The following is a 13,241-nucleotide window of genomic DNA, read 5'->3' on the forward strand; positions in this document are numbered from 1 at the left end:
ACATTTTGACCGTGTTCACAGGTCAAAACGCGGGCTTGCTCGCGATGAGGTTCTTACAAGCCCGGAGAAATCAAGCACTCACCCCCGCATCCGCCAACAACCCCACCCCTTCAATCGCGCTGATCGCGCACTGCTCATCAATATCCGACGTATCCCCACTGATCCCGATCGCCCCCAGCACCACCCCCGCCTGATCCCGAATCAACACCCCGCCCGGCGCCGGCACCACGCCGCCCTGCCCCAGGCTGTTCAGTGCAGCGATAAATGCCGGCCGTTGCTGGGCATCCAGCGCCAGCAAACGCGAGCCCTTGCCCAGGGCAATCGCGCCCCAGGCCTTGCCGATAGCAATTTGCGGGCGCAGCAGGCTGGCGCCGTCTTCCCGTTGCAGGGTGATCAGGTGCCCGCCGCTGTCGAGCACTGCGATGGTCAGCGGTGCAGCGGCAATGGTGCGGCCTGCGGTGATGGCCTGGCTGACCAGGTTGACTGCGACTTTCAAGGTTAGAGCGCTCATGGGTGCCGTCCTTATCTTGTTATTGAGAAAGCCTTGGGGCTCTGATTGATCAGAAGCCGGATGCAACAAATAGAACACAATAGATTTATTTTTTGTATACAATATTTCGAAACATACGCACCACACGTCGAAATACTCCCGCTAAAAAGCCTTCCGACGAATGCACAGGCCCGAGAATAAAATGGATTGACCTGCGTAGCTCGCCGTGAATACACTTTGAAGCAACACCACTTGTATACAATTACAAAACGCAAGAGGCACCAAAACCATGAGCAAAATGAGAGCAATCGAAGCCGCTGTCCTGGTGATGCGTCGTGAGGGTGTAGATACCGCCTTCGGCATCCCAGGCGCTGCGATCAACCCGTTGTATTCGGCCCTGCAAAAGGTCGGCGGCATCGATCACGTCCTCGCTCGCCACGTGGAAGGCGCTTCGCACATGGCCGAGGGGTATACCCGCACCAAGGCCGGCAATATCGGCGTGTGCATCGGCACTTCGGGCCCGGCGGGCACCGACATGGTCACCGGCCTGTACAGCGCCTCGGCCGATTCGATCCCGATCCTGTGCATCACCGGGCAAGCGCCCCGTGCCCGCATGCACAAGGAAGACTTCCAGGCCGTGGACATCACCAGCATCGTCAAGCCAGTGACCAAGTGGGCAACCACCGTGCTGGAACCTGGCCAGGTGCCGTATGCGTTCCAGAAAGCCTTCTATGAAATGCGCTCCGGCCGCCCCGGCCCGGTGCTGATCGACTTGCCATTCGATGTGCAGATGGCCGAGATCGAGTTCGACATCGACGCCTACCAGCCGCTGCCCCTGGCCAAGCCACTGGCCACGCGGATCCAGGTCGAGAAGGCCCTGGCGATGCTCGATCAGGCCGAGCGCCCGCTGCTGGTCAGCGGTGGCGGCGTGATCAATGCCGACGCCAGCGAACTGTTGGTGGAATTCGCCGAGCTGACCGGTATCCCGGTGATCCCGACGCTGATGGGCTGGGGCACCATTCCCGACGATCACCCACTGATGGTGGGCATGGTCGGCCTGCAAACCTCGCACCGTTATGGCAACGCTACGATGCTCAAGTCCGACGTGGTCCTGGGTGTCGGCAACCGTTGGGCCAACCGTCACACCGGCTCGGTGGAGGTGTACACCGAGGGTCGCAAGTTCATTCACGTCGACATCGAACCGACGCAAATCGGCCGGGTGTTCACCCCGGACCTGGGCATCGTGTCCGACGCCGGTGCCGCGCTGACGATGTTTATCGAAGTGGCCCGCGAGTGGAAAGCCGCCGGCAAGCTCAAGGATCGCAGCGCCTGGCTGCACGATTGCCAGCAGCGCAAAGCCACCCTGCACCGCAAGACCCACTTCGACAACGTCCCGGTCAAGCCGCAACGGGTGTACGAAGAGATGAACCAGGTGTTCGGCAAAGACACCTGCTACGTCAGCACCATTGGCCTGTCGCAGATTGCCGGTGCGCAGTTCCTGCACGTCTACAAGCCACGCCACTGGATCAACTGCGGCCAGGCCGGCCCGCTGGGCTGGACCATCCCCGCTGCGCTGGGCGTGGTCAAGGCCGACCCGAGCCGCAAGGTAGTGGCGCTGTCCGGCGACTATGACTTCCAGTTCATGATCGAAGAGCTGGCCGTGGGCGCGCAGTTCAAGCTGCCGTACATCCACGTGGTGGTGAACAACTCCTACCTGGGGCTGATCCGCCAGGCCCAACGCGGGTTTGAAATGGACTACTGCGTACAGTTGTCTTTCGACAACCTCAACGCCCCGGAACTCAACGGTTATGGCGTCGACCACGTTGCCGTCGCCGAAGGCCTGGGTTGCAAGGCCCTGCGTGTGTTCGAGCCGGGCCAGATCCAGCCCGCGCTGCGCAAGGCCCAGGAAATGATCGAAGAGTTCAAGGTGCCGGTGATTGTCGAGATCATCCTGGAGCGCGTGACCAATATTTCCATGGGCACCGAGATCAACGCCGTCAATGAATTCGAAGATCTGGCACTGGTGGGCAACGACGCACCCACTGCCATTTCATTGCTCGATTAAGGAGAACCCCATGCCGCGTTTTGCCGCCAACCTGTCCATGCTGTTCACCGAACAGGACTTTCTCGCCCGCTTCAAAGCCGCCGCCGATGCCGGTTTCAGCGGGGTGGAATACCTGTTCCCCTACGAGTTCAGCTCCGCCGAAATCAAGGCGCAGCTCGACGCCCACGGCTTGACCCAAGTGCTGTTCAACCTGCCGGCCGGTGACTGGGCCAGCGGCGAGCGCGGCCTGGCCTGCCACCCGGACCGGGTCGAGGAGTTTCGCGCTGGGGTCAACCTGGCCATCGCCTACGCCCAGGTACTGGGCAATACCCAGATCAACTGCCTGGCGGGGATTCGCCCTGCCGGCGTGGACGACGCCACCCTGGAAAAAACCTTCGTCGCCAACCTCAAGTACGCAGCCGACAAGCTGCAAGCGGTGGGCATCAAGCTGGTGATGGAAGCGATCAACACCCGCGACATTCCCGGCTTCTACCTGAACAACACCGCACAGGCCCTGGCGATTCGCGAACAGGTGGGCAGCGCCAACCTGTTCCTGCAGTACGACATCTATCACATGCAAATCATGGAAGGCGACCTGGCCCGCACCATGGCCACGCACCTGGATCAGATCAACCATATCCAGCTGGCGGACAACCCGGGGCGCAACGAGCCGGGCACCGGTGAAATCAACTACCGGTTCCTGTTCGAGCATCTGGAGCGCATTGGCTATCAGGGTTGGGTCGGCTGTGAGTACAAGCCGTTGACCACTACCGAGGCTGGTCTTGGCTGGCTCAAGAGCCATAACGCGATCTGACCGAAATACACACAACCCAACTGTGGGAGCGGGCTTGCTCGCGAAGGTCTGACATTCAACATTTTTGTCGACTGATCTACCGCAATCGCGAGCAAGCCCGCTCCCACATTTAGATCGCCTGGGTCTGGTAGACCGGGCCAGGCTCGCACAGAGAATAAAAAGAGGACTTCACCATGGCTAAAATCGGCTTTATCGGCACCGGCATCATGGGCCAACCCATGGCCGCGAACCTGCAGAAAGCAGGTCACCAACTGTTCCTCTCCGAGCACCACGGCAAGGCGCCCGCCGAGCTGGTCGCCGCCGGTGCCGTGGCCCTGGCCAACCCGCAGCAAGTGGCCCAGGAAGCGGAATTCATCATCGTCATGGTGCCCGATACCCCCCAGGTCGATGACGTGCTGTTCCGCGCCGACGGCGTAGCCGCTGGCCTGTCGCCGAACAAAGTGGTGATCGACATGAGTTCGATCTCACCCACCGCCACCAAGGCCTTTGCCGCCAAGATCAACGCCACTGGCGCGCAGTACCTCGACGCGCCGGTGTCCGGCGGTGAAGTCGGCGCCAAGGCCGCGACCCTGAGCATCATGGTCGGTGGCGAGCCGCAGACCTTCGAACGCGCCCTGGTGCTGTTCCAGAGCATGGGCAAGAACATCACCCTGGTGGGTGGCAATGGCGATGGCCAGACCGCCAAGGTGGCGAACCAGATCATCGTTGCCCTGAACATCCAGGCGGTGGCCGAAGCGCTACTGTTCGCCGCGAAAAACGGCGCCGATCCGGCCAAGGTCCGCGAAGCGCTGATGGGCGGCTTCGCCTCCTCGAAGATTCTCGAAGTGCATGGCGAGCGGATGATCAAGGGCACCTTCGACCCGGGTTTCCGGATCAACCTGCACCAGAAGGACCTGAACCTGGCCCTGGCCGGCGCCAAGGAGCTGGGGATCAACCTGCCCAATACCGCCGGCACCCAGCAGGTGTTCAGCACCTGCACCGCGATTGGCGGCGGCAACTGGGACCATTCGGCGCTGATCAAGGGCCTGGAACATATGGCGAATTTCTCGATTCGCGATAAGTAACCGCCCCTTTTTCAATGCAATCCCTGGTAGGAGCTGGCTTGCCTGCGATAGCGGTCGTTCAGTGACAGATTAATCGCCTGACACACCGCCATCGCAAGCAAGCCAGCTCCCACATTTGGCCCTCATTCCACGTTGCAAACCCAATAACAAGAACCCGGGAGCCCGCTTATGTCGGTCGATCCGCAACACCTGCTTCGCGAGCTGTTTGCCACAGCCATCGACGCTGCCCACCCCCGGCAAGTCCTCGAACCTTATCTGCCCGCCGACCGCAGCGGCCGCGTGATCGTGATCGGCGCGGGTAAAGCTGCGGCCGCCATGGCCCTGGTCGTGGAAAACAGCTGGCAGGGCGAGGTTTCGGGACTGGTGGTCACACGCTACGGCCACGGCGCGCCCTGCCAGAAAATCGAAGTGGTCGAAGCCGCGCACCCCGTGCCCGATGCCGCTGGCCAGGCCGTGGCCAAGCGCGTGCTGGAACTGATCAGCAACCTTGGCGAAGACGACCGTGTGATCTTCCTCCTGTCCGGCGGCGGTTCGGCGCTGCTGGCGTTGCCGGCGGCGGGTATCACCCTGGCCGACAAACAAGCCATCAACAAAGCCCTGCTCAAATCCGGCGCGACCATCGGCGAGATGAATTGCGTGCGCAAGCACCTCTCGGCGATCAAGGGCGGGCGACTGGCCAAGGCCGCCTGGCCGGCCACGGTCTACACCTACGCGATTTCCGATGTGCCGGGCGACCAGGCCACGGTGATTGCCTCCGGCCCGACCGTCGGCGACCCGAGCACCTCGCAACAGGCCCTGGCGATCCTCAAGCGTTACCAGATCGAAGTGCCAGCCTCGGTGCGCAGTTGGTTGCAGAACCCGGAGTCAGAGACCGTCAAACCCGGTGACCCGTGCCTGGCGCGCAGCCATTTCCAATTGATCGCGCGGCCGCAACAGTCCTTGGAAGCGGTGGCGGTCAAAGTGCGCCAGGCCGGCTTCAGCCCGCTGATCCTCGGCGACCTGGAAGGCGAAGCGCGGGATGTGGCCAAGGTCCACGCCGGCATCGCCCGGCAGATCGTGCAGCACGGTCAGCCGCTGGCGGCGCCCTGCGTGATCCTCTCCGGCGGCGAGACCACCGTGACCGTGCGCGGCAATGGCCGTGGCGGACGCAACGCCGAGTTCCTGCTGAGCCTGACCGACAGCCTCAAGGGCCTGCCTGGCGTGTACGCCCTGGCCGGTGATACCGACGGCATCGACGGTTCCGAAGACAACGCCGGGGCAATCATGACCCCCACCAGCTACGCCCGCGCCGAGGCCCTGGGCCTGTCGGCCAGCGATGAGTTGGACAATAACAATGGCTACGGCTATTTCGCGGCACTCGACGCGCTGATCGTCACCGAGCCGACCCGTACCAACGTCAACGACTTCCGCGCCATTTTGATACTTGAGACTGCTGCCCATGACGCCTGACAAGAAAGTCAAAATCCTCGCCACCCTGGGGCCAGCCACCGACGGTATCGATGACATCCGCGAGCTGGTGGAAGCCGGGGTGAATATCTTCCGCCTGAACTTCAGCCATGGCGATCACGCCGACCATGCCCAGCGCTACCAGTGGATCCGCCAGGTCGAGCGCCAGCTCAATTACCCGCTGGGGATCCTGATGGACCTGCAAGGGCCGAAGCTGCGGGTCGGGCGTTTCGCCGAGGGCAAGGTGCAACTGGTGCGTGGCCAGGCGTTGCGCCTGGACCTCGACCCCACGCCGGGCGACCAGCGGCGGGTCAACCTGCCCCACCCGGAAATCATCAAGGCCCTGGAACCGGGCATGGACCTGTTGCTCGATGACGGCAAGCTGCGCCTGCGGGTGATTACCAAGCATGCCGATGCGATCGACACCACGGTGTTGAATGGCGGCGAACTGTCCGACCGTAAAGGGGTGAACGTCCCACAAGCCTTGTTGGAGCTCAGCCCACTGACCGCCAAGGACCGCCGCGACCTGAGTTTCGGCCTGGAACTGGGCGTGGACTGGGTGGCGCTGTCGTTTGTACAACGCCCCGAAGACATCCGTGAAGCGCGCGAACTGATCGGCGACAAGGCGTTCTTGATGGCGAAGATCGAGAAGCCCTCGGCGGTGCGCCACCTGCAGGAAATCGCCGAGCTGAGCGATGCGATCATGGTCGCCAGAGGCGATCTGGGTGTGGAAGTGCCGGCCGAAAGCGTGCCGCAAATCCAGAAAGACATCATCAGCACCTGCCGCCAACTGGGCAAACCGGTGGTGGTGGCCACGCAGATGCTCGAATCCATGCGTTTCTCGCCGGCCCCGACCCGCGCCGAAGTCACGGACGTGGCCAATGCCGTGGCCGAGGGCACCGATGCGGTGATGCTCTCGGCCGAAACCGCGTCCGGCGAATACCCGCTGGAAGCCGTGCAGATGATGAGCAAGATCATCCGCCAGGTGGAGAACGGCCCGGACTACCAGACCCAACTGGATGTAAGCCGGCCCAAGGCCGACGCCACCGTGTCCGATGCCATCAGCTGCGCGATCCGCCGGATCAGCAGCATCCTGCCGGTGGCGGTGCTGGTGAACTACAGCGAGTCGGGCAGCTCCAGCCTGCGCGCGGCGCGGGAGCGGCCGGCGGTGCCGATCCTCAACCTCACGCCGAACCTGTCCACCGCGCGCCGCTTGAGCGTGGCCTGGGGCGTGCATTCGGTGGTCAATGACCGCTTGCGGCAGGTGGACGAGGTGTGTTCCACAGCGCTGGAAATCGCCCAGGCCCAAGGCATGGCGCAGCGTGGGGATACGCTGTTGATCACTGCGGGGGTGCCGTTTGGGCAGCCGGGGTCGACCAACTCGCTGCGTATCGAGACGTTGATCTAGCGTCTGTTCGGGCCTTATCGCGGGCAAGCCCGCTCCCACATTTGACCGTGTTCGCAGATCAAAATGTGGGAGCGGGGTTGCTCGCGATGGGGGCAACTCGGTCTTACTGACTTACCCACCATGCCCAACCCAACCTGCCCCGACTGGGCCGAAGCCCTGCTCAACGGCTTCAGCCAGATCTTCCTGCAACGCCACCCGCTGTGTGGCCTGCTCTGCCTGCTGGCGATCCTCGCCTGCGCCCCGGCCCTGCTCGGCGGTGCGCTGCTGGGCGGGGTCGCCGGCCTGCTCACGGCCCAGCGCCGCGACTATCCCAAGGCCGAGCGCCAGGCCGGGCTCTATAGCTATAACGGTGTGTTACTGGGGCTGCTGATCGGCCAGCACTTTGCCTGGTCAGCATTGCTGCCGCCGCTGATCCTGGCGTGCGGCGGCCTGAGTGCGATCCTGACCCGGCAATGGGTCAAGCGCATGGCCCATGGCGATGACCTGCCCGCCTATACGGTGCCCTTCGTCGGGTTAGGCTGGCTGCTGCTCGGCACGGTCTCACCGGCCACCCTGCCCCTCATTGCCGCCACTCCCCTGGACTGGCTGAGCGCGCCACTGGTCGGGCTGGGCCAGGTCGTGCTGCTGGATCGACCGCTGGCCGGCCTGCTGATCGCCCTTGGCCTGCTGTTGGCCAGCCCTCGCGCGGCGCTGTGGGCGATGCTCGGGGCCGGCAGCGGCGTGGCGCTCGGCCTGCTGCTCGACGATCCCGCCGGCGCCCTGCTCGGCCTGCACAGCTATAACCCGGCACTTGCCGCCCTGGCCCTCAGCCACTACCGGCGCCAACCCTGGCTGCCGTTGCTCGGCATCCTCCTGGCCAGCCTGCTTGCCCCGGGTTTTGCCGGCCTGCACCTGGCGCCGCTGACTGCACCGTTTATCCTCGCCTGCTGGTTGGTGCGCGCGACGTTGCGCCTGCGGCACAGGGTCAACGTGGACAGCCCGTTCGAATCCCCCTAGGCTTCGCACACCTACGATTCAGGCGGACTTCATGGACAGCAACAACGACTGGCGCCAGCGGCTCTACGTCATGGTATTTCAGAGCGACACGGTGGCCGGGCGGCGTTTTGACGGCATCTTGCTGCTGATCATCCTCGCCAGCCTGGTGATCGTGATGCTCGACAGCATCGACCAGATCCACCAGAACTACGCCGATGTGCTGGCCTATATCGAGTGGGGCTTCACGCTGATTTTCCTCATCGAGTACGGCCTGCGCCTGTATTGCTCGCCCAAACCGTTGCGGTATGCCTTCAGTTTCTACGGGCTGGTGGACTTGCTGGCCATCGTCCCCGGCATCCTGGCCCTGTACTACAGCGACGCCCAGTACCTGCTGATTATCCGCATCATCCGCATGTTGCGGATCTTTCGGGTGCTCAAGCTCGGCCCCTACCTCAAGCAGGCCAACTACCTGATGTCGGCGCTGCGCGGCAGCAAGCAGAAGATCGTGGTGTTCCTGGTCAGCGTCTGCACCCTGGTAACGGTGTTCGGCACCCTGATGTACGTGATCGAAGGCCCGGAGCACGGCTTTACCAGCATCCCCAAGGGCATCTACTGGGCTATCGTGACCCTGACCACCGTGGGGTTTGGCGACATCGTGCCCAAGACCCCGCTGGGCCAGGTGATCTCCTCGCTGGTGATGATCACCGGCTACTCGATCATCGCCGTGCCCACCGGGATCTTTACCGCCGAACTGGCCAACGCCATGCGCGGCGAGCAACTGCAACACGACTGCCCGGTGTGCCAGAAAAGCAGCCACGAACCCAATGCGGCCTTCTGTTCACGCTGTGGCAACGGGCTCTATAAAAAAGTGGAATAAGCAAAGTTCTTTTTAATCTTTAAGCGTCTATGCCGCCCCGGCTATAGTCGTGGGCTATAAGCCACTACCTTCTCGAACAACAAGGAATGAGCAGTGAAAAAACTTGTTAGCGCTTCGCTCCTGGCCGCAGGCCTCGCACTGTCTGTCGGCGCCCAGGCCGCCTCGACCACCCTGCTCAACGTCTCCTATGACGTGATGCGTGACTTCTACAAGGACTACAACGCGGCGTTCCAGAAGCACTGGCAAGCCGAACACCCGAACGACAAGCTGACCTTGCAGATGTCCTTCGGCGGTTCCAGCAAACAGGCGCGCTCGGTCATCGACGGCCTGCCGGCTGACGTGATCACCATGAACATGGCCACCGACATCAATGCCCTGGCGGACAACGGCAAACTGGTGCCCGACAACTGGGTCACCCGCCTGCCGAACAACAGCGCACCGTTCACGTCCGCCACCGTGTTTATCGTGCGCAAGGGCAACCCCAAGGCCCTCAAAGACTGGCCGGACTTGCTCAAAGATGGCGTGCAGGTGATCGTGCCCAACCCCAAGACCTCCGGCAACGGGCGCTACACCTACCTGTCGGCCTGGGGCTATGTGCTCAAGAACGGCGGCGATGAAAACAAGGCCAAGGACTTTGTCGGCAAGCTGTTCAAGCAAGCTCCGGTGCTCGATACCGGTGGCCGTGCCGCGACCACTACCTTCATGACCAACCAGATCGGCGACGTGCTGGTGACCTTTGAAAACGAAGCGGAAATGATTGCCCGTGAATTCGGCCGCGACCAGTTCGAAGTGATCTACCCAAGCGTCTCTGCCGAAGCCGAGCCGCCGGTGTCGGTGGTCGACAAAGTGGTCGATAAAAAGGGCACCCGTGCAGTGGCCGATGACTACCTGAAATACCTGTGGTCGGCCGAAGGCCAGGAAATTGCAGCCAACAACTACCTGCGTCCACGGGACCCGAAGGTGCTGGCCAAGTACACCGATCGCTTCCCGAAAGTCGACTTCCTGTCGGTGGAGAAGACCTTTGGTGACTGGCGCACCGTGCAGAAGACCCACTTCAATGATGGTGGAGTGTTCGACCAGATCTACAACGGCCAGTAACTGACCGGACACGCTCAACAATGTGGGAGCGGGCTTGCTCGCGACAGCGGTGTATCAGCCAGGTATTTCTAACCTGATACGCCGCCATCGCGGCGATGCGGCGATCCGACAAGCCCGCTCCCACATTGGGTTGTGCGCAAGACATTAATGCCAGGCATGTCTGAAATCATCAGTAACACTTACCTCGTCCCTCGCCTACCCTTTACCCTTCGCATCCTCCTTCCCCGTTTTAACGAGAACACCATGACCGCTACTCCGCCCGCGACCGCCACCATGACCCGTGGCATGGTGCTGCTGTTCGCGTTCTGCTGCGGCGCTATCGTCGCCAATATCTACTACGCCCAACCGATCATTGAACTGATTGCCCCGGACATCGGCCTGACGCCGGCCATGGCCAGCCTGATCGTGTCCCTGACCCAGATCGGCTACGCCCTGGGCCTTTTTTTCCTGGTGCCGCTGGGCGACCTGTTGGAAAACCGCCGGCTGATGATCATCACCACCGTGGTCGCCATTGCCAGCCTGCTGGGCGCGGCCTTTGCCGAGCAGCCGAACCTGTTCCTGCTGGTGTCGTTGCTGATCGGCTTCAGCTCCGTGTCGGTGCAGATTCTGATTCCCCTGGCCGCGCACCTGGCGCCCGCCGAATCCCGTGGCCGGGTGGTGGGCAGCATCATGGGCGGCCTGTTGCTGGGCATCCTGCTGGCACGGCCGGTGTCCAGCCTGGTGGCTGACCACTTCGGCTGGCGCGCGATGTTCATGGCGGCGGCGGCAATGATGGTCCTGATCAGCGTGGTACTGCTGTTGACCGTGCCCAAGCGCCAGCCGGATCACAGCGCCAGATATGCCCAGTTGCTGCGTTCGTTGGGCACCTTGCTGCGCGAACAACCGTTGCTTCGTCAACGGGCGTTCTACCAGGGTTGCCTGTTTGCGGCCTTCAGCCTGTTCTGGACCGCCGTGCCCCTGGAGCTGTCGCGTAACCATGGGCTGAGCCAAAGCGAAATTGCCCTGTTTGCCCTGGTCGGTGCCCTCGGCGCCATTGCCGCCCCTATCAGCGGGCGCCTGGCCGATGCTGGCCATACCCACCGCGCCTCGCTGCTGGCGATGCTGTTTGCCGCACTGAGTTTTCTGCCGGCGTTTATCCACCCGATCTACAGCGTGATTGGCCTGGCGGTGACCGGCGTGGTCCTGGACTTCTGCGTGCAGATGAACATGGTCCTTGGCCAGCGCAGCATCTACGCCCTCGACGCCCATAGCCGCAGCCGCCTGAACGCGCTGTACATGACCAGCATTTTCATCGGCGGCGCCTTCGGCTCAGCGATTGCCAGCAGCGTGTATGAGCACGGCGGCTGGCTTGGGGTGATCGTGGTGGGCAGCCTGTTCCCGCTGGTGGCGCTGTTGCGGTTCTTGAGTGTGTCTCGGGCGGCATCGGCGGTGAGCGCCTGACGTTCGACACGACGCCAGTACGCTCGGGCCCCGGCCTGGGGTTCACCGGTGGCTCTTCTCCAACATGCGCAAGAGCGACTGGAACATGGTGAGGGTTTGCTGGAGAAAACTCGCTACCGTCGCAAGGAGCGAAGCGCTGGTTCCTGGCTCCGGTACGGGGGCCGGCGTAGGCGTAGGTCGCGGCGACGGAGTGGGCGCCTGCCCTCCCGTCACGATATCGGCCTGTGCGATTTTGCCGGTGGTGATCACCAGCAGATCAGGTTTGCCATTGCCGTTCATATCAATCGCCAGACTGCCACGCCCGGTACTCTCCTGGTAGCTGAGCACCGCATTGCCGGGCTTCCCGGTGAATTGACTGGAGAACGTGAGGCTCTTGATACCGGCTTCTCTCAGGGCCCCGGACACATCGATCTTGTCGGTACCACTGGTAAAATCCGCGATCCGATCAGGGTTGCGCGGCGTGGAGTCACTGGCCTTGTCGTAAACGAAAGTGTCAGCGCCCTCCCCCCCGCGCAGCCTGTCTGCCCCGGCGCCGCCCTTGAGGCGATTGTCCGCATCATTGCCCGTCAGTACATCATTGCCAGAACCGCCGACGGCATTTTCCAGGGTCACACCCTTGGCGATGGAGACGTTACCGTGCAGGCCGCCGACGTCCGAGAATGATTCTGCATTGAGGTCGATCTTCTGGTTCTGCCCATACCCGGAAAAATCCAGGGTGTCATTACCGCCCCCGTCCCACACACAAAACAGCGCCGCCTCGCGTGCATTCTTGAGGCTCAGGACGTCACGCCCGGTATTGGAGTTGAAGCCGTAGGTTGTGTCTGTGCTACGGGTTTTGTGGTTGGCCCCATACATTTTCTGAATCGCCGCGATGTCATGCATCATCGGTGCCGAGGGCATCAGCCCCCGGAAATCATGACCGGCGTGCTTGGTCTCGGCCCAGTAACTCATGACCGTGCCGGCCCGGGTGTCCTGCGCGAACGTCGCATCCCTTTCGTACGTCCCCCCGCCGTTGTACTCCCCGGGGTGGGCCAGCCCCAGGCAATGGCCGATCTCATGCACCATGGTGGTGTTGAAATAACTCCCTTCCTGAGGTGCATGTGCCGCCCGGCGTGTCCCGATCATGGCGCGCGCGCCGGAGTTATGCCGATCAGGACCCCATGCCACGCCACTTTCCATGCGATTGGAACCAGTGACTTGAATCGATCCATCTGCCTTGCGCGCATTTTCATGAAAGCTGATATCGGCCACGTCCTGCCAAGCCTCCATGGCCCGGCGGGCACAGCCTTTCTGTGGTTCGGTGAACCCGCGAAGATTGAAAGAAACCTGGGTCTTGCCGTCACGGTCTCGATCGTAAAAGCGCATACCACTGCGCGTCAGGTGCCTTGCGACCTGATCGGTGTTCAAGGAGCGTTTTCCACGCCCTAAAACTGCGCCTTGGACGGCGGGTCCGTTTCTGCTGGATGGTGAGCTGGGTGAGTACCTGCGTGGCCTATCTGACACATGGCGATCTCCGAAACGATTAGTGGCTGGAGTAACAGCGCCCAACATCAGTGAAAACTGCCTGGACCACCGTCATCTGCGG

The 13,241-nt window shown here is 62.4% G+C and carries 11 protein-coding genes; 9 read left to right on the forward strand and 2 right to left on the reverse strand.

What is annotated here, in order from left to right:
- Positions 1 to 70: 70 nt before the first annotated feature.
- Entirely contained in the window at positions 71 to 511 is a 441-nt protein-coding gene (locus tag HBO05_RS13005; protein WP_170056975.1) for a heme-binding protein, read from the reverse strand.
- 268 nt (positions 512 to 779) lie between these two features.
- Between HBO05_RS13005 and gcl the strand changes: the two genes are divergently transcribed.
- The 9 genes from gcl (at position 780) to HBO05_RS13050 (ending at position 11,656) form a co-directional block, all read left to right on the forward strand.
- Positions 780 to 2,555, forward strand: a complete 1,776-nt coding sequence (gene gcl, locus HBO05_RS13010; protein WP_057438849.1) for a glyoxylate carboligase — start codon at positions 780 to 782, stop codon at positions 2,553 to 2,555.
- 10 nt (positions 2,556 to 2,565) lie between these two features.
- The gene (hyi, locus tag HBO05_RS13015; RefSeq protein WP_169956451.1) at positions 2,566 to 3,348 is read left to right on the forward strand and encodes a hydroxypyruvate isomerase; all 783 of its coding nucleotides are present in this window, start codon (positions 2,566 to 2,568) and stop codon (positions 3,346 to 3,348) included.
- Positions 3,349 to 3,521: 173 nt separating this feature from the next.
- Complete coding sequence (locus HBO05_RS13020) at positions 3,522 to 4,412, forward strand: 2-hydroxy-3-oxopropionate reductase (protein ID WP_172312820.1); 891 nt, start codon at positions 3,522 to 3,524, stop codon at positions 4,410 to 4,412.
- A 168-nt stretch (positions 4,413 to 4,580) separates the two neighbouring features.
- On the forward strand, positions 4,581 to 5,861 hold the full coding sequence (locus HBO05_RS13025) for a glycerate kinase (protein WP_169956447.1): 1,281 nt from the start codon (positions 4,581 to 4,583) through the stop codon (positions 5,859 to 5,861).
- Positions 5,851 to 7,266, forward strand: a complete 1,416-nt coding sequence (pyk, locus tag HBO05_RS13030) for a pyruvate kinase (RefSeq protein WP_169956445.1) — start codon at positions 5,851 to 5,853, stop codon at positions 7,264 to 7,266. The genes HBO05_RS13025 and pyk overlap by 11 nt, the downstream gene beginning before the upstream one ends.
- A 120-nt stretch (positions 7,267 to 7,386) precedes the next feature.
- A complete protein-coding gene (locus HBO05_RS13035; RefSeq protein ID WP_170056973.1) occupies positions 7,387 to 8,262 on the forward strand; it encodes an urea transporter in 876 nt (291 codons plus the stop codon).
- A 31-nt stretch (positions 8,263 to 8,293) separates the two neighbouring features.
- Positions 8,294 to 9,118, forward strand: coding sequence for an ion transporter (locus tag HBO05_RS13040; protein WP_169956441.1), 825 nt, complete (start codon positions 8,294 to 8,296; stop codon positions 9,116 to 9,118).
- Positions 9,119 to 9,211: 93 nt separating this feature from the next.
- Positions 9,212 to 10,216 (forward strand): sulfate ABC transporter substrate-binding protein, encoded by a 1,005-nt coding sequence (locus HBO05_RS13045; protein WP_169956439.1) that lies wholly within the window; start codon positions 9,212 to 9,214, stop codon positions 10,214 to 10,216.
- A gap of 243 nt (positions 10,217 to 10,459) precedes the next feature.
- Positions 10,460 to 11,656, forward strand: a complete 1,197-nt coding sequence (locus HBO05_RS13050) for an MFS transporter (protein WP_172312822.1) — start codon at positions 10,460 to 10,462, stop codon at positions 11,654 to 11,656.
- A 42-nt stretch (positions 11,657 to 11,698) separates the two neighbouring features.
- Here the strand turns inward: HBO05_RS13050 and HBO05_RS13055 are convergent, their stop codons facing one another.
- Positions 11,699 to 13,063: a M10 family metallopeptidase C-terminal domain-containing protein gene (locus HBO05_RS13055; RefSeq protein ID WP_172312824.1), complete on the reverse strand. Its 1,365-nt coding sequence runs from the start codon at positions 13,061 to 13,063 to the stop codon at positions 11,699 to 11,701.
- Between the last annotated feature and the right edge of the window lie 178 nt (positions 13,064 to 13,241).

Source organism: Pseudomonas sp. WS 5079, assembly GCF_012985465.1.
Classification (GTDB): Bacteria; Pseudomonadota; Gammaproteobacteria; order Pseudomonadales; family Pseudomonadaceae; genus Aquipseudomonas.